This is a genomic window from Jeotgalicoccus nanhaiensis (genome assembly GCF_015235105.1).
Classification (GTDB): domain Bacteria; phylum Bacillota; class Bacilli; order Staphylococcales; family Salinicoccaceae; genus Jeotgalicoccus; species Jeotgalicoccus nanhaiensis.
Genome location: NZ_JADGLW010000009.1, coordinates 61,374 through 77,099, shown reverse-complemented (window position 1 = coordinate 77,099; position 15,726 = coordinate 61,374). Strand labels below are relative to the sequence as shown.

Below are 15,726 nucleotides of genomic sequence, written 5' to 3'. Positions count from 1 at the left end.
ACATTCAATAGTCTGGCGGCGATGGCGGAGAGGCCACACCTGTTCCCATGTCGAACACAGCAGTTAAGCTCTCCAGCGCCGATGGTAGTTGGACTGACGTCCCGCAAGAGTAGGACGCTGCCAGGCTGTACATAACATATTCAATATATGGATGCGATGAGCCGCATTGAGACCTTTATAGGTCTCTTTTTTTTGTTCTTTTTTCTATAGTATAATAATGCTATAACAACTATCGGAGGTATATATGTCTCTTATTAATAAGTTAAAAAGCTTTCATATTGAAGGTGCGGTTTCAATGCATGTACCTGGGCATAAAAATAATACAATCGGAAAACTGTCAGATGTCATTAAGCCGGGATATGATTTAACAGAAATACCGGGTCTTGATGATCTTCACGATCCATCAGAAGTATTAGATCAGCTGAATGCAGAACTTGCGCAAAAAAGTGAAGGCTATCATGCACAAGCGATGGTAAACGGTACGACTAACGGAATCATTTCCAGCATCTATGCTCTGAATGAAAAAGTTTCTAATTTTTATATTATCGGAGAAGCACATAAATCCGTATATCACGGTATATCATTAGTAAATGCTGATTATACCGTGATTTCCGCAGAAGAGCTGTATGAGTCAGAACTCGGCAGCAGCTGTGTAATATTTACTTCTCCTGCATATACCGGCAGTTTGGTTAAAAATATCAAGCAGCATATAGAATACATAAGAAATAATAGCGGCTTCAGTATTATAGATGCAGCGCACGGTGCTCATTTATCGATTACTGAGAATTTTAAAGAGTCACTGCTGCTGGCGGAGGCAGATGTTGTGGTTGAGTCGTATCATAAAATGCTTCCTGCTCTGACGATGGCTTCTGTACTGTTTACGAAAGATATTCAGCTGCATCAGCGGATAATGCATTATATTAATCATTTTGAAACTTCGAGCCCGTCGTATCTCGTACTGGCTTCTATCGAATACGCACAGCAATTTTATAAGGAATATAATGACAATATTTTTTTTAAGAAAAGAGCAGTACTGATACATTGTCTTAAAGAAGCTGAAATCGAAGTTGCTGAACAGGATGATCCTGCAAAACTTATGCTGACATGGAAAAGAGGAGCATACAACCTGGAGCTGAGTTTTCGAAAGACTGGTGTATACTCCGAGATGGTTACCGATGAAGGGGTGCTCTGGTGTCTTCCGCTTTGGCATGAAGGGGACAGCTATCCCTTTAAAGAACTGCTTCATAAAATTTCAAAATTAACTCCAGCAGTTTCCAGTGAAGGAACAGTTAAGGGTATAGATATACTTGAAGGTAAAATATGCGTAGCAAACATTGTTCCCTATCCTCCGGGAGTACCGCTTGTGTTAAAGGGTACTGCAATTACAGAGCGGGATTTGAAAAGGGTAAAGCACTATCAAGTTAATCATGTTAAAATAGAGGGTATACAATATAACATTAACTATTATATGAATGAGGCAGAATTATGAGTTATTTCATCACTTTTGAAGGTCCCGAAGGATCCGGTAAAACGACGGTTATAGAACATATCAGAGTATTGTTATCAGATTCGCATGAAGTCGTGAAAACACGTGAACCAGGGGGGATACCAATCAGTGAAAAAATTCGCGAAATACTGCTGACAAAAGAGCACGATATGGATGGCAGGACAGAAGCTTTGCTTTTTGCAGCATCCCGCCGGCAGCATCTTGTCGAACGTGTAATACCAGAACTTGAGGCAGGTAAAATCGTACTGTGCGATCGTTTTATCGACAGTTCGCTTGCTTATCAGGGTATCGCCCGCGGCATCGGTTTTGATGATATAATGGCAATAAACAAATTTGCTATTGATACTCATATGCCGGACTTAACAATTTATTTAAAGCTTGATCCAAAAACAGGACTCGAGCGGATACATGACAATAATCGTGAGAACAACCGCCTGGATGAAGAAACTATAGACTTTCACAAAAAAGTAGTCTCGGGTTATAATGAGTTATCGGTATTATATCCGAACAGAATTAAAGTTGTAGATGCATCCCAGTCAGTTGACAGCGTTGTAAGCGATACATTAAATATTATAAATACTTATATACAATCTAGAGGTGAAGAATAATGAAAATGGTAATTGCTATTGTACAGGACCATGACAGCCAAAGATTAAATGACAAATTAACAAAAAATGATTTCCGAAATACGAAACTTGCTTCTACAGGCGGTTTTCTGCGTGCAGGGAATACTACATTCCTTTGCGGGGTTGAAGATGCTCGTGTGGACGAACTGCTTAAACTTATTGACGACACATGTGGTAACCGTGAGCAGACTGTAGCACCGGTAACCCCTATGGGCGGAAATGCAGATTCTTATATTCCTTACCCGGTTGAAGTTGAGGTCGGCGGCGCCACTGTTTTTGTTTTACCGATAGAACAATTTGAAAGATTTTAAGATGAATAACAGTATTGTACAGAAACAATTATTAAAAATTATCGAGAACAATAAGCTGAGTCATACTTATATGTTCGAAGGTGATGCAATAGAAACGCTGCGTAAATACAGCAAGTTTTTTGCGCTGCATATATTCGGCGAAAATACGCGGAATGAGATGCTGATTGATTCAGGCAACCATCCGGATTTATATTATTTATCGACAGCTGAAACGACGATTAAAAAAGAAGACATCGAACAGCTTGTCCGCCAGATGAACCAGAAACCAATCGAATCAGACTACAAAGTGTATATTATTGAGCAGTTTGAAAAACTGACTCCGCAAGCTGAAAACAGTATACTGAAATTTTTAGAAGAACCGCCTGAAAAAACTATTGCGATTTTATTAACGATAAATAAAAGCGGCATACTGCCGACGATACATTCGAGAAGCCAGCACATCCATATCCAGGGAGAGGACGGCGACCGCGAGAATTCGCTGCCGAATTTAAGTGAAGCTGAAACAGCGACTGTCAATGCTCTTCTGCTGAATGCTCGCCATGTCAACGAAATGGCTGATAAATTCAGTGAAATGCGGACAGAAGCTATCAGCTTTGGTACTCGCTGGATACATAATCATCCGCTTGTTTTAATCGATGCTAAAAAGATAGTCGATATTTGTGATGAACGAAAAGATTATGAACTGATGCTGCAGCTCCTTGCCGGATTTATCCGTCAGACATTGCATAAGACCATCGGTCTGGATAATTTTAGACCGTATGAATCAGCAATGCCGGAAGGTAATGATGTAAATACGGTAAAATTGACGAGGATGCTCGAAGAAATTCAAAAAGCGAACCAGCTGCTTTCATTTAATGTTAATCCAATGCTTGTTTTTGAAGGTATGGTCATAGGTGCGAAAGGTTGATGAATAAATATGCTTAAAATCATCAAGGTCACGCAACTTGATTATTACGATAACTTATACATCACATGCAGTGATGATTCCATAGAACGCGGTGATTATATCGTCGCCGAAACAAAAAGAGGTCTTGAACTGCTGAATGTAGTGAAAGGCACTTATGAAATCCCAAAAGATAATATTGTAGAACCCGACGGTAAATTTCTTCGTCTGGCAACAGAAGAAGATTTAATAAAATTCAAAACTAATGAAGAAAAAGCTGAAGCTGCATTAGAATTTTGTGCAAGTGCAATTAAAGACGAAAAACTTAATATGAATCTCGTGAATGCCAAGTTTACACTTGATATGAAAAAACTTATTTTTAACTTTACTGCAGATGACAGAGTAGATTTCAGATCACTTGTCAGAATACTCGCGACGCGCTTTAAAACACGTATCGAACTGCGTCAGATTGGCGTCAGAGATGAAGCGAAGTACTTAGGCGGTATCGGTCCCTGCGGCCGTGCACACTGCTGTTCAACTTTTTTAGGAGACTTTGTTCCTGTGAGTATCCAAATGGCGAAGAATCAGGATTTATCGCTTTCTCCAAGTAAAATATCAGGAGCATGCGGACGCCTGATGTGCTGTTTAAATTACGAAGATGAATATTACGAAGATGCGCGTATAAAACTGCCTGATGTCGGTGCCAAAGTGAAAACACCGGCGGGCATCGGTAAAGTTATCGGTATTAACATACTGGACCTGGCCGTCAGGGTAAAGGGTTCCGATGATTATATCGAAGAATATGGCGAAGAAGATATAGATAAGCTAGAGGTTGTGAATTAATGGATCGTGAAAAACTGTTCCTTCATATTCAGCAGCTTGAGCGCAATATAAAAACCATGGATGAAGAAGTGCGTATACTGAAAGAACTTACTGTAAAACTGGTCGAAGAAAATGTCAGTCTGGAACTTGAAAAAGAGAATTATGAACAGCTTTTAAATGATAAAGAAACAGCAGATTCTCCCTTTAAAGAAAACTCACTGAAAAGTTTATACGATGAAGGATTTCATGTATGCAGTATTCATTTCGGCACACACAGGCACGGAGACGACTGCTTGTTCTGCCAGGCATTTTTTAATGAAAGACAAAGTTAAAGCAGCGATGAGCTGCTTTTCTTTTTGGAGTGAAATCAATGTTAAAACCATATGAACGCATAGATGAACTGTTCAGAGAAAATATGCGTATTATTCAAAGCAGTGAAACTTTTTCATTTTCTGTCGATGCACTGCTGCTTGCAAATTTTGTGAAAATAAATAAACGCGACAACAGAATCATGGACTTGTGCAGCGGTAACGGCATTATACCGCTGCTTTTGTCCAGCCGTGCTGCAAAGCCGATAGATGCTGTTGAAATACAGAGCCTGCTCGCAGATATGGCAGAACGCAGTATTGAAATGAATGGGAAATCAGACCAGATTACAATATATAATGCAGATATTAAGTCACTTAAAACTTCGATGAAACATTCCTCATATGATGTCATTACAGTGAACCCGCCTTATTTTACAAGCAACCAGCCTTTAAAGGACAAAGGACCGCAGAGCATTGCGCGGCATGAACTTCACATCGATTTAAAAGGCATCGTCGAAGCCTGCCGTTATTTAATAACGAATAAGGGCAGGCTGTATATGGTGCACCGTGCAGAGCGCAGCGCTGAAGTCTTTACAGAGCTGCATAACCAGGGTTTCAGGGTCAGACGTGCACAGTATGTCTACAATGATACAAACAGCAGGACAGCGATGTTCATAGTCGTAGAAGCGATTTTTAATTCAAATGCATATGCGGATATACTGCCGCCATTTTATATTTATAAGGCGGATCAGGTATATTCAGATGAGATGCTTGAGGTATATTACGGTGACAACAGAGGATAGACAGTATTACGTTTATATTATTGAATGCAGCGACTGCAGTCTGTATACAGGTTACACAGCTGATATCGATGCGCGTATTACAAAACACAATGCCGGCCTTGGCGCGAAATATACCCGGGGCAGACTGCCTGTGACCTTGCGCTACGTCGAAGTGCTCGATTCAAAAAGCAGCGCCTTGAAACGCGAATACGCGATTAAACAGCTGACAAAGCAGCAGAAATTATCGTTAATAGGAGGATAATAATGTTATACATTACCGGGACACCGATAGGAAATCTGGATGATATGTCTTACAGAGCGATTAAAACGCTTGAAGAAGCAGATGCAATTTTATGTGAAGATACGCGTATTACCCGTAAATTAACCACACATTTTAATATTGACACGCCGCTTAAAAGCTACCATGATTTCAATAAAGAAGAAGCGACCGAATCTATTATAGAAGATATAAAGCATGGCAAAACCTATGCTCTTGTGACCGATGCCGGTATGCCTGTAATATCGGATCCCGGTTTTGAACTTGTCAGCCGCATGCAGGATGAAAAACTGCCGTACGCGGTTATTCCTGCAGCTTCTGCTTTTACGATGGCGCTTGTAGCGAGCGGGATTGCCAGTTATGAATTTACATATTTTGGCTTTTTGCCGAAAAGTGCATCGAAACAGAGAGAGAAATTATCTGAAATAATGCACCATAAATATACGTCAGTTCTATACGAATCACCGCACAGAATGAAAACTCTGATGACGGAAATAAATAAAATTGACAGCGGCAGAATCGTCAGTGTATCGAGAGAAATTACGAAGAAGTTTGAACAGCATGTCAGAGGCACAGCGGATGAAATTTTATCACAGCTGGATAACGGTATTCCTTTAAAAGGAGAATTTGTTGTCGTTATAGACAGTTATGAGGAAGAACAGTCCACATTTACGGGGACACCAAAGGAGCATGTAACTGAACTCGTTGAAGAAGGTATGCGCCCGAAAGATGCGATTAAACTGGTTGCGGAACTGCGCGGCTTGAAAAAGCAGGAAGTATATAACGAATTTCATAAATAAAAAGCCGTGAATGAAATATTCACGGCCGGGATTCTTTAAATTATTTATCGATTTTCTTTTGAATTTCTTTGATTAGCTGATCGGCGCCTTCTTTGCTGAGTACAATTTTACCGTCAGCAAGAGACATGTTGTCGTCGGATACATCGCCGGTCACGGCGCAAGTCATGCGGGGCTGGTATTTTTTTAGAATGATTTTATCGTCATCAGTGAAAATTTCCAGTGCATCTTTAACTTCGATATCGAGTACGCGACGCAGTTCAATTGGAATAACGACGCGTCCAAGTTCATCAACTTTACGCACAATTCCAGTAGATTTCATTAGTAATTCCTCCTACATAGTTAACCAAAATATAATGGATTATATCCAATTTTCGAAATGTCTTGTGCAGAAAATGGAAAAATAAGCTGCGAAACTATTACCCGAAATTGGATATTCATGACTATAGCACAAAAATAATGGGAAAACTATTAAAAACTGTTCCGAATTGAAAAACATACATAAATTAGATATATTAGATAAGTATATTATAGGAGGATGTCCCATGACAAAACCAACATTTTATATCACTACGCCAATTTATTATCCCAGTGGAAAACTCCATATCGGGAATGCATATACTACAATTGCATGTGATGTAATGGCACGTTATAAACGCCTGAGAGGCTACGACGTATACTACTTAACAGGAACCGACGAACACGGTCAGAAAATAGAACAGAAAGCTGATAACATGGGGGTTTCACCTCAGGCCTACGTCGATGATATGGCGGAGAGCATAAAAGATTTATGGAAATCGCTCGATATTACGTACGATCAGTTTATTCGTACGACAAGTGATAAACATAAAGCTGCTGTACAGTACATTTTTGAGCGCCTGCTTGAGCAGGGCGATATTTACCTTGGTGAATACGAAGGCTGGTACTCGGTTCAGGATGAGGAATTCTTTACCGAAACGCAGCTCGATGAAGTATACCGCGATGAAGACGGTAAAATGATCGGCGGCAGAGCACCGAGCGGACATGATGTTGAACTTGTTAAAGAAGAGAGCTACTTCTTCAGAATGAGTAAATATGCAGACCGTCTTGTCCAGTATTACGAAGATAACCCCGACTTTATCCAGCCGGAAGCGCGTAAAAACGAAATGCTGAACAACTTTATAAAACCGGGACTTGAGGACCTCGCTGTATCGAGAACGACATTTAAATGGGGCGTGCCGGTTAAATCAGATCCGAAACACGTCGTTTACGTGTGGATTGATGCCTTGGCAAACTATATTACTGCACTCGGCTATTCTACAGACGATGACGAACTGTTTAAAAAATATTGGCCTGCAGACGTGCATATGATCGGTAAAGAAATTGTACGTTTCCATGCGATTTACTGGCCGATTATGCTGATGGCGCTGGATCTGCCTCTGCCGAAGAAATTACTCGGCCACGGCTGGCTTTTAATGAAAGACGGAAAGATGTCGAAATCCAAAGGGAATGTTATTTATCCTGATCAGATTGTAGAGCGCTACGGTCTTGACTCGCTCCGTTACTACTTAATGCGCGAAGTGCCTTTCGGTTCTGACGGCGTATTTACACCGGAGTCGTTTATCGAGCGCACTAACTTTGATCTGGCAAATGATCTCGGCAACCTGGTTAACCGTACAATCTCAATGATTAATAAATATTTTGACGGATATGTACCGGAGTATACAGGTGCACATACCGATTTCGATAAAAGCCTTGAAACAGCTGTTAAAGACAGCGTTTCAGAATATGAAACTGCCATGGAAAAAATGCAGTTCAGTCATGCTTTAAGAGCAGTATGGACAATTATCGGACGCTCGAATAAATATATTGATGAAACTGCGCCTTGGGTGCTGGCGAAAGATGAGGCAAACAAAGAAGCACTCGGCAACGTGATGGTGCATCTCGCAGAAAACATCCGTATTGCGGCTATCCTTTTGAGCCCTTACCTGCCTCATGGTCCGAAAGAAATTTTCAAACAGCTGAATATTACTGATGAAAACCAGCAGACGTATGAATCAGTATTAAGCTATGGCATTATAAAACCTGCCGGCCAGCTGGCTAAACCGACACCAATTTATCCAAGATTGGATGTTGAAGAAGAAGTCACACATATTAAAAATCAAATGCGTCCGCCTGAAGCAGAAGAGGAACAGGAAGAAACAGAAACGGCTGAAAAAATTACAATTGATGACTTTAATAAAGTGGAAATTAAAGTCGCGACTGTTACTGCAGCAGAAGCAGTGAAGAAAGCGAAAAAGCTGCTGAAAATCCAAGTGGATTTAGGCACTGAAGAGCGCCAGATTGTTTCGGGGATTCACGAGCATTATGAACCGGGAGATATTATCGGCAAGAAAGTGCTTGTCGTGACGAATCTGCAGCCTGTAACCTTGCGCGGAGAGAAATCAGAAGGTATGATTTTAACTGCAGAAATGGGCAGCCGTTTAACATTAATTGATGTGCCTGACGGCATAGAAAACGGCAGTATTGTAAAATAAATCAGGGAGTGATTATGTGTTAATCGATACACACGTCCATCTGAATGCGCACCAGTACGACGAAGATCTCGAGGAAGTAATCGCACGCGCGAGAGAGAACGGACTCGAGAAAATGGTTGTTATCGGCTGTGATCGTCCGTCGATTGAACGCACCATGGAACTCATTGAAGAATATGATGATATTTACGGGGTCATCGGATGGCATCCGGTCGATGCTGTCGATTGTACTGATGAAGATCTGAAGTGGATAGAAGAACTGTCCAAACATAAAAAAATTGTCGGCATCGGTGAAACAGGCCTCGATTATCACTGGGACAAATCACCGAAAGATGTCCAGAAAGAACTGTTCAGACGTCAGCTGGCATTAGCGAAACGCGTCGGTCTGCCAATTATTATTCATAACCGTGAATCGACGGAGGATTGTGTGGAAATTCTGAAAGAAGAAAATGCACAGGAAATCGGCGGCATTATGCACGCTTTCAGTGCCGATGAAAAGACAGCCGACGAAATTATCGATATGAATTTCTATGTATCACTTGGCGGTCCGGTGACATTTAAAAATGCGCAGCTGCCTAAAGACATCGCTGTTCATGTTCCGCTCGACCGTCTGCTTGTGGAGACGGATGCACCGTATTTAACACCGCATCCATACCGCGGCAAGCGCAATGAACCGGCACATGTAAAACTGGTAGCAGAAAAAATTGCAGAGCTGCGCGATATGAGTTATGAAGACCTGGCCGCTGCAACGACTGCGAACGCAAAAAGATTATATAACATCTGAAATGAAAGTGTTTCACTTTGACTTTGGTTGAGGTGAAGCACTTTTTTAGTGCGCTGAAGATAAGAAATCTTAAAATATGGTATGATACTAAACGAAGTATAAGAGGTGGAGATGTATGGAAAAACCTGTAATTAAAGAAATTATTATTGTCGAAGGCAGGGACGACACACGCAGACTTAAAGAAGCTGTTATCTGCGAGACGATTGAAACGAATGGTTCGGCAATCAATGAACGGACACTTGAAGAAATAGAAGTTGCCTTGAATTCACGCGGAGCGATTATTTTCACGGATCCTGACTTTCCGGGTCATAAAATAAGAAATACAATTATTGAACGTTTCCCTGATATTAAAGAGGCGTTTTTACCAAAACATAAAGCACTTGGTCATAATAGTGTAGGCGTGGAGCATGCCCGAATCGAAGATATACAAGCAGCGCTCGAAAACTGCCAGACGAGCCGGCAGGTTAAAGAGGAACTGATAACAATTCAGGATATGCAGTATTTCCGTTTATCGGGCAATTCACAAGCGAAAGAACGACGCGAGTATTTAACGGAACAGCTGAATATCGGTTATGCGAACGCAACTCAGCTGCGAAAAAAACTGAACCGCTACAGCATCTCACCTGAAAAAGTTGAAGAAATATTAAAAGGGCTGGAAGTGAATAACTGATGAAACATATTGCTACTATAGGGCGGACTAAAGAAATACTCGACAAGCACCATTTTACTTTTAAGAAAAGTCTTGGACAGAACTTTTTAATCGACTCCAATGTTATTAAAGAAGTCATTCATAAAGCGGATATTAATAAAAATACAGGTGTCATTGAAGTGGGACCGGGGATTGGATCACTGACGGAGCATCTTGCAATCAATGCAGGAAAAGTGCTGGCTTTTGAAATTGACCAGCGTCTGATTCCGGTACTTAATGATACGTTAAGCGATTATGATAACGTGACAGTTATCAATGAAGATATATTGGAAGCCGATGTCCCGGCTCGTATCGAAGAATTCTTAAGCGATTGCGATGATATCGTGGTTGTCGCAAACCTGCCGTATTATATTACGACGCCGATACTGATGAACTTCCTGACTGCACATCTGCCGATTTCACGTTATTACGTCATGATGCAAAAAGAAGTCGGAGAACGTATCAGTGCGTCACCGAATTCAAAAGCATATGGTTCTTTATCGATTGCGATCGATTATTATACAGAGGCTAAAACAGTTCAAAATGTTCCAAAAACCGTATTCATGCCACCGCCGAACGTCGATTCTATTATTGTAGAATTAAAAAACCGCACTCAGAAAAAAGTAGATATTGATGATGAAGAAACTTTTTTCAAGTTAACAAGAGGCGCATTTCTGCATCGCCGTAAAACAATACTGAACAACTATCAGTCATTGTTTGCTGACGGAAAGAAAAGAAAAGATGAAATCAGAACGCTGTTTGAAGAAGCGGGAATTGATCCGGCACGCCGCGGTGAAAGTTTATCGCTTGAAGATTATAAGGAAATTTACGATGCTTTCAAGAAAAGTGACTTGGATTTCGCTTAAAAATGTTGAGAAATTGGCTGATTTTTGACAGAATTATGTAAACTTGCTATAATGGACTTAGTGAGGTGGGGTATAATGCCAAAAACATTAATCGACATCAAAAAGATTCTTGATTGTCAGTTAGGAAATCCATGTGTGCTTCGCGCAAACGGAGGACGCAAGAAGTTGATTGAAAGAAAAGGTATTTTAAGAGAAACATATCCATCGATTTTCGTAGTTGAACTAGATCAAGACGAACATAATTTTGAGCGTGTATCTTATACATACACAGACGTGTTAACATCAAATGTAGAAGTTACTTTTTATAACGACGATTTTACAGAAGAATTTTTAATTCAATAACATATTAAAAACCATCCGAAAGGATGGTTTTTTTGTTTTATGAGCGTATGTTGAGCATGCAGGTATAAAGATATATATTATTAAAAATATATAATATACGGAGTGTGACTTATGAATACAAATAACCCTCATATCATGCCGGAAATCGATAAAAGCCAGGGGCTTGAATTTGGTCTGTATACCCTCGGAGATCATTTGCCGAATCCGCATACAGGACAGAGAATTCCTGCAAGCCAGCGTATTAAAGAAATTATCGAAACGGCTGAGTACGCAGAACAGGCGGGAATTGATACCTTTCAGATCGGTGAGTCCCATCAGGATTATTTCGCGTCTCAGGCTCATCTGATTATTTTATCGGCCATTGCACAAGCGACAAAGCAGATAAAAATTGCTTCAGGCTCAACGATTATCAGTACATCGGACCCGGTGCGTGTATTTGAAGATGCATCGACAATCGATCTTATTTCAGACGGACGCATGGAAATTATTGCAGGCCGGGCTTCACGTGTCGGGCTCTATGATTTACTCGGCTACAGTCTGAATGATTATGAAGCATTGTTTGAAGAAAAGTTTGATCTTCTGTTAAATATAAATGAAAATGAGTATGTGAACTGGCAGGGAGAATTCCGTGCGCCTTTAAAAAATGCTCATGTCATTCCGCGTCCCGAGAATGATAAGAACGGACTGCCGATTTGGCGGGCGGTCGGAGGCTCAATGGCCTCTGCCCATAAAGCAGGTCTCGCAGGAGTGCCGATGTATCAGGCGCACCTCGGCGGGCCGGCTGAAGCCTTTAAGAGCCGTATTGATTTATACAGACAGACGGCGGAAGAAAGAGGCTACGATGTGTCTAAACTGCCTGTAGCGACTGCTGGATTTTTCTTTGCACATGAAGATAAACTTGCAGCATACAGAAAATACTACCCTCATATTAATGAAGGCATGAAAAAATCGAACGGTCAGGGCTTCCCGAAGCAGGGCTTTGCCGAGGGACAGGATTATCGCAGTGTAATTAACGTTGGCGATCCTGGTCTGATTATTGAGAAAATTCTTTATCAGCATGAATTATTTAATCATGACCGTTATATCGCCCAGCTGGATTTCGGCGGTGTGACACTGGATGATATTAAACGTAATATAGACATTATTGGCGAAAAGATACTGCCTGCCATTAAAAAATATACAAAACCACAGGGGGAACAATAATGAAAGCAGTAATCATCAGCGGTTCAGTCGTCGGGAGCAAAACGCGGAAAGCGACGACGGCACTCAGAGAAAAGGTTGAATCATTAAACGTTCACGAAGTTGAATATATCGACTTAAAAGATTACGATATGCCGTTCAGCGATGGCAGAAATTATTTGGACTACGGCGGTGCGACAACTGAAGCACTGACTAAAATAATGGAAGCGGATGTCGTATTTATCGGCACACCGATATTCCAGGCATCCATACCGGGGCCTTTAAAAAACTTATTTGACTTGCTGCCGCCGGATGCTTTTCTGAATAAAACCATCGGCATGATTATTACTGCCGGCTCACTCAGACATTATCTGGTGGCGGAACAGCAGCTGAAACCGATTCTGTCATATATGAAAGCAAATATTGTTCCGGGATATGTATATATTCTGGATCAGGACTTCGGCTCAGAAGGAATCGAGAACGATGATATTCTGTTCAGGCTGGGTGCACTCGTGGATAATACATTTAATAATGCAGAAGCACACCAGGCGGTGCTTGAAAAATTTAACGATTCTTTCGGCTTTTAAATAAAAAACCTTTCAGGACAAAGTTCCTGAAAGGTTTTTTATCTGTCTTATCTGATTGATTTAAGTCCGTTAGCCCAGTTAACTGTAGTAGTGATTACAGCTTCAATAGTCGGATTGTGTATTTCAGCAGGTGCGAATTTAGACATTTCTTCAAAGTCAGTGAACAGGCTGAATGCACCGAAAGGTCCAACAGTTGCCACATTGAAGTTAGAAAGAATTTGACGCAGTGAAAGTGTTGCAGCAACACCTAAAGTTGAGCCGTAGCCAACGATTCCTGCTGATTTATTACCGAATTCAGGTCCGATGTAGTCAAGGAGGTTTTTCAGTGCCGGTGAAACAGCTTTGTTGTATTCAGGTGTAACAAAAATATAACCGTCAAGTGAATCAATTTTAGCTGACCAGTTATTGATTACATCAGAACCGTATTGTTTATTAGCCATTAACGGCGGTAAAGATTCTTTAAACAATGGTGCTTCGTAATCTTTAATATCTACGATTTCGAATTCAGCACCTGTATCTAATTTTTCAGCAAAGTCTTTAAGCCACTCTGCAACTTGTAAGTTAACGCGTGAGTCACGTGTACTTCCTGTAACAATACCAATTTTAGTCATTGTATAATTCCTCCGGAGTGTTCATTTATTATTAAGTTACATTTTGTAACTGATTATTAATATACAGTATTTCGAATTGAAAATAAAGACTTTTGCTTAATCTTTTCAGTGAAATTGTCATGATTACGTTTCCATGGTAAATTTAAAGAGATTTCATACGACAGGAGCAATGACAATGGATATAGAAATTCAAAAAATCACGGGCCGTCCGTCTAATGGAAAAATTAAAATGAAGGCCGGCAAAAGTCTTGCAGTGCAAATACCGTATGAGCTCGCTGAAACTTTTTCCGATACGATGGAGAAGGCAGGTGCCCATGTATTTTCAGGCGGCCTTTTATATTATAAACGGCTGAATTTAAAAGTGCATATTGAATATTTGAGAAAATGGTACAATAGTCCATTGAAAACAGAAGATTTAATCCGGCAATTTAATATTACAGACTCCGTATCAAGCCTGTCAAAGTTGAACCGGACTGACATTCAGAAACTGGCTTATATCCATGCTCTGCTCAGCAATAATCAGCATATAGTTTTTATCGATCCATTTTTAAATACAGTTAATGATAACATTCATCTGTTTCATAAAATGAAAGACCAGCTTATTCAGCAGGAGAAATCACTGTTGGTTGCATCGTCGAGACTGGAAGATGCCTTTATAGTTCAGCCGGATGTTATGAAATTAAGCGAACAGGGGCTCGAGACAGTTGAGACAACGGATAATACTGAAGATGACAGCTCTTCTAATGTGAGCAAAATTAAAGTGAAAGCACATGATAAAACGATTTTTGTCACTATAGAAGAGATTGAATATCTGGAAAGTCATGATGGTAAAGTATACATTAATCTCGGCTCGGAGAAATTTATAATGGAATCGACCCTGCAGGGGGCAGAAGAACAGCTCGAAGCTCACGGTTTTTACCGCTGCCACCGTTCTTATCTCGTTAATCTTCATAAAGTAAAAGAAATTATTACATGGTCTAAAAACACTTATTCTGTCATTATCGATAATTCGGAAAAGTCCAGAATCCCGTTATCCCGAACTAAATTCAACGAAATACAGGATAAATTACTAAAATTATAAAAAGGTGACCTTATGAATCTATTTAAAATACGGGCGACGATATATAGAGATATTAGAGAATATTTTACAAACTATGCAGTTCTGACAGTCTTGCTCATGCCTCCGATTATGGCTTTGATGTACAGTACACCGGCACGCAACGTCAGAGAGGATTTGCCGGATGCAATGATATTTATACTCCTCGGGACAGCACTTGCTTCAATAGCAACCAATGTTCCCTTAATGTTATACGCCGAAGAAAATGAACATGGTTTATTGAAGCTTGTCACACATAATGTATCGGATTTAATGAATGGTATAGCAGGCAGAAGTATACTGGTATTATTTGTTACTGCAGCAGTTACTGTTATCTCGCTCTTGATTGCAGGACAAGTAGATGTGCTCAGCTGGCCTCTTGTATCAGGATTAGGTATTGCAGCTTTAGTATTCCTGAATTTAGGATTAATTGCGGGACTGCTTGCTAAACTGCAGTCGACTTCGACTGTTTACGGTGTGGTCGTCTTGTTTTTATTAGGAATGACACCTATTATTGAAACGTTTTTTCTGAATGACAGCCACCTGTTAATGAAACTGGCTGAATGGACTCCTGTATATCAATTAATGGCGATACATAATAACGCTGGTGTAATGCCCTACGTTATTATGCTGATATGGTTAGGTTTGACGACCTTCTCAGTCTATTTAGCAGTGCTGAAACGTGCTAAAACATTGTAGTACAGTTCAGAGCTGTGCTGTACACTTCGGGAATTTAACAGCCCGGCG

20 protein-coding genes and 1 rRNA gene are annotated in these 15,726 nt (G+C 40.5%); 19 read left to right on the top strand and 2 right to left on the bottom strand.

Going from position 1 to position 15,726, the window contains the following annotated elements; translation table 11 throughout:
* Nucleotides 1-11 precede the first annotated feature (11 nt).
* The 10 genes from rrf (at nt 12) to rsmI (ending at nt 6,316) form a co-directional block, all read left to right on the top strand.
* Nucleotides 12-126: ribosomal RNA gene (gene rrf / locus IR135_RS10495) — 5S ribosomal RNA — on the top strand.
* A gap of 118 nt (nt 127-244) precedes the next feature.
* On the top strand, nt 245-1,489 hold the full coding sequence (locus IR135_RS10490; protein ID WP_135099182.1) for a hypothetical protein: 1,245 nt from the start codon (nt 245-247) through the stop codon (nt 1,487-1,489).
* On the top strand, nt 1,483-2,115 hold the full coding sequence (tmk, locus tag IR135_RS10485) for a dTMP kinase (protein WP_209307413.1): 633 nt from the start codon (nt 1,483-1,485) through the stop codon (nt 2,113-2,115). Before IR135_RS10490 ends, tmk begins: the two co-directional genes overlap by 7 nt.
* The gene (locus IR135_RS10480; RefSeq protein WP_026866209.1) at nt 2,115-2,444 is read left to right on the top strand and encodes a cyclic-di-AMP receptor; all 330 of its coding nucleotides are present in this window, start codon (nt 2,115-2,117) and stop codon (nt 2,442-2,444) included. Before tmk ends, IR135_RS10480 begins: the two co-directional genes overlap by 1 nt.
* Nucleotide 2,445: 1 nt before the next feature.
* Nucleotides 2,446-3,351 carry a hypothetical protein gene (locus IR135_RS10475; RefSeq protein ID WP_135099178.1) on the top strand — a complete coding sequence of 302 codons (906 nt, stop codon included), beginning with the start codon at nt 2,446-2,448 and terminating at the stop codon, nt 3,349-3,351.
* Nucleotides 3,352-3,360: 9 nt separating this feature from the next.
* Complete coding sequence (locus tag IR135_RS10470) at nt 3,361-4,170, top strand: PSP1 domain-containing protein (protein WP_135099176.1); 810 nt, start codon at nt 3,361-3,363, stop codon at nt 4,168-4,170.
* Complete coding sequence (locus tag IR135_RS10465; protein ID WP_115883832.1) at nt 4,170-4,481, top strand: initiation-control protein YabA; 312 nt, start codon at nt 4,170-4,172, stop codon at nt 4,479-4,481. The genes IR135_RS10470 and IR135_RS10465 overlap by 1 nt, the downstream gene beginning before the upstream one ends.
* Nucleotides 4,482-4,519: 38 nt before the next feature.
* Nucleotides 4,520-5,260 (top strand): tRNA1(Val) (adenine(37)-N6)-methyltransferase, encoded by a 741-nt coding sequence (locus IR135_RS10460; protein ID WP_135099174.1) that lies wholly within the window; start codon nt 4,520-4,522, stop codon nt 5,258-5,260.
* Nucleotides 5,244-5,501, top strand: coding sequence for a GIY-YIG nuclease family protein (locus tag IR135_RS10455; protein ID WP_245954094.1), 258 nt, complete (start codon nt 5,244-5,246; stop codon nt 5,499-5,501). Before IR135_RS10460 ends, IR135_RS10455 begins: the two co-directional genes overlap by 17 nt.
* A gap of 2 nt (nt 5,502-5,503) precedes the next feature.
* On the top strand, nt 5,504-6,316 hold the full coding sequence (gene rsmI, locus IR135_RS10450; RefSeq protein WP_228063491.1) for a 16S rRNA (cytidine(1402)-2'-O)-methyltransferase: 813 nt from the start codon (nt 5,504-5,506) through the stop codon (nt 6,314-6,316).
* Between the two features lie 40 nt (nt 6,317-6,356).
* On the opposite strand, the gene IR135_RS10445 is transcribed toward rsmI, so the two are convergent.
* A complete protein-coding gene (locus IR135_RS10445; protein WP_035810393.1) occupies nt 6,357-6,635 on the bottom strand; it encodes an AbrB/MazE/SpoVT family DNA-binding domain-containing protein in 279 nt (92 codons plus the stop codon).
* 223 nt (nt 6,636-6,858) lie between these two features.
* Between IR135_RS10445 and metG the strand changes: the two genes are divergently transcribed.
* The 7 genes from metG to IR135_RS10410 all read left to right on the top strand — a co-directional run bounded on the left by metG (nt 6,859) and on the right by IR135_RS10410 (nt 13,272).
* Nucleotides 6,859-8,829 carry a methionine--tRNA ligase gene (gene metG / locus IR135_RS10440; RefSeq protein WP_135099168.1) on the top strand — a complete coding sequence of 657 codons (1,971 nt, stop codon included), beginning with the start codon at nt 6,859-6,861 and terminating at the stop codon, nt 8,827-8,829.
* A gap of 16 nt (nt 8,830-8,845) precedes the next feature.
* Nucleotides 8,846-9,610, top strand: coding sequence for a TatD family hydrolase (locus IR135_RS10435; protein WP_135099167.1), 765 nt, complete (start codon nt 8,846-8,848; stop codon nt 9,608-9,610).
* Between the two features lie 115 nt (nt 9,611-9,725).
* Nucleotides 9,726-10,280, top strand: a complete 555-nt coding sequence (rnmV, locus tag IR135_RS10430; RefSeq protein WP_135099165.1) for a ribonuclease M5 — start codon at nt 9,726-9,728, stop codon at nt 10,278-10,280.
* Entirely contained in the window at nt 10,280-11,164 is an 885-nt protein-coding gene (rsmA, locus tag IR135_RS10425) for a 16S rRNA (adenine(1518)-N(6)/adenine(1519)-N(6))-dimethyltransferase RsmA (protein WP_135099163.1), read from the top strand. The genes rnmV and rsmA overlap by 1 nt, the downstream gene beginning before the upstream one ends.
* A 75-nt stretch (nt 11,165-11,239) precedes the next feature.
* A complete protein-coding gene (locus IR135_RS10420; RefSeq protein ID WP_026860087.1) occupies nt 11,240-11,506 on the top strand; it encodes a Veg family protein in 267 nt (88 codons plus the stop codon).
* Nucleotides 11,507-11,617: 111 nt separating this feature from the next.
* Complete coding sequence (locus IR135_RS10415) at nt 11,618-12,709, top strand: LLM class flavin-dependent oxidoreductase (RefSeq protein ID WP_416212706.1); 1,092 nt, start codon at nt 11,618-11,620, stop codon at nt 12,707-12,709.
* The gene (locus IR135_RS10410; protein ID WP_135099161.1) at nt 12,709-13,272 is read left to right on the top strand and encodes an NADPH-dependent FMN reductase; all 564 of its coding nucleotides are present in this window, start codon (nt 12,709-12,711) and stop codon (nt 13,270-13,272) included. Before IR135_RS10415 ends, IR135_RS10410 begins: the two co-directional genes overlap by 1 nt.
* A 47-nt stretch (nt 13,273-13,319) precedes the next feature.
* Here the strand turns inward: IR135_RS10410 and IR135_RS10405 are convergent, their stop codons facing one another.
* Nucleotides 13,320-13,883, bottom strand: a complete 564-nt coding sequence (locus IR135_RS10405) for an NADPH-dependent FMN reductase (RefSeq protein WP_115883841.1) — start codon at nt 13,881-13,883, stop codon at nt 13,320-13,322.
* A 175-nt stretch (nt 13,884-14,058) separates the two neighbouring features.
* On the opposite strand from IR135_RS10405, the gene IR135_RS10400 reads away from it, so the two are divergent.
* Together IR135_RS10400 and IR135_RS10395 are read left to right on the top strand one after the other, a co-directional pair.
* Entirely contained in the window at nt 14,059-14,964 is a 906-nt protein-coding gene (locus IR135_RS10400) for a LytTR family DNA-binding domain-containing protein (RefSeq protein WP_167753410.1), read from the top strand.
* Nucleotides 14,965-14,976: 12 nt separating this feature from the next.
* Nucleotides 14,977-15,678: a hypothetical protein gene (locus tag IR135_RS10395; protein ID WP_135099157.1), complete on the top strand. Its 702-nt coding sequence runs from the start codon at nt 14,977-14,979 to the stop codon at nt 15,676-15,678.
* Nucleotides 15,679-15,726 lie beyond the last annotated feature (48 nt).

Coding starts and splice junctions, on each gene's coding strand:
- IR135_RS10490 (WP_135099182.1), top strand. CDS start 245: ATGTCTCTTATTAATAAGTTAAAAAGCTTTCATATTGAAGGTGCGGTT.
- IR135_RS10405 (WP_115883841.1), bottom strand. CDS start 13,883: ATGACTAAAATTGGTATTGTTACAGGAAGTACACGTGACTCACGCGTT.
- IR135_RS10400 (WP_167753410.1), top strand. CDS start 14,059: ATGGATATAGAAATTCAAAAAATCACGGGCCGTCCGTCTAATGGAAAA.
- IR135_RS10470 (WP_135099176.1), top strand. CDS start 3,361: ATGCTTAAAATCATCAAGGTCACGCAACTTGATTATTACGATAACTTA.
- IR135_RS10475 (WP_135099178.1), top strand. CDS start 2,446: ATGAATAACAGTATTGTACAGAAACAATTATTAAAAATTATCGAGAAC.
- IR135_RS10465 (WP_115883832.1), top strand. CDS start 4,170: ATGGATCGTGAAAAACTGTTCCTTCATATTCAGCAGCTTGAGCGCAAT.
- IR135_RS10480 (WP_026866209.1), top strand. CDS start 2,115: ATGAAAATGGTAATTGCTATTGTACAGGACCATGACAGCCAAAGATTA.
- IR135_RS10395 (WP_135099157.1), top strand. CDS start 14,977: ATGAATCTATTTAAAATACGGGCGACGATATATAGAGATATTAGAGAA.
- rnmV (WP_135099165.1), top strand. CDS start 9,726: ATGGAAAAACCTGTAATTAAAGAAATTATTATTGTCGAAGGCAGGGAC.
- metG (WP_135099168.1), top strand. CDS start 6,859: ATGACAAAACCAACATTTTATATCACTACGCCAATTTATTATCCCAGT.
- rsmI (WP_228063491.1), top strand. CDS start 5,504: ATGTTATACATTACCGGGACACCGATAGGAAATCTGGATGATATGTCT.
- IR135_RS10420 (WP_026860087.1), top strand. CDS start 11,240: ATGCCAAAAACATTAATCGACATCAAAAAGATTCTTGATTGTCAGTTA.
- rsmA (WP_135099163.1), top strand. CDS start 10,280: ATGAAACATATTGCTACTATAGGGCGGACTAAAGAAATACTCGACAAG.
- IR135_RS10415 (WP_416212706.1), top strand. CDS start 11,618: ATGAATACAAATAACCCTCATATCATGCCGGAAATCGATAAAAGCCAG.
- IR135_RS10460 (WP_135099174.1), top strand. CDS start 4,520: ATGTTAAAACCATATGAACGCATAGATGAACTGTTCAGAGAAAATATG.
- IR135_RS10445 (WP_035810393.1), bottom strand. CDS start 6,635: ATGAAATCTACTGGAATTGTGCGTAAAGTTGATGAACTTGGACGCGTC.
- IR135_RS10410 (WP_135099161.1), top strand. CDS start 12,709: ATGAAAGCAGTAATCATCAGCGGTTCAGTCGTCGGGAGCAAAACGCGG.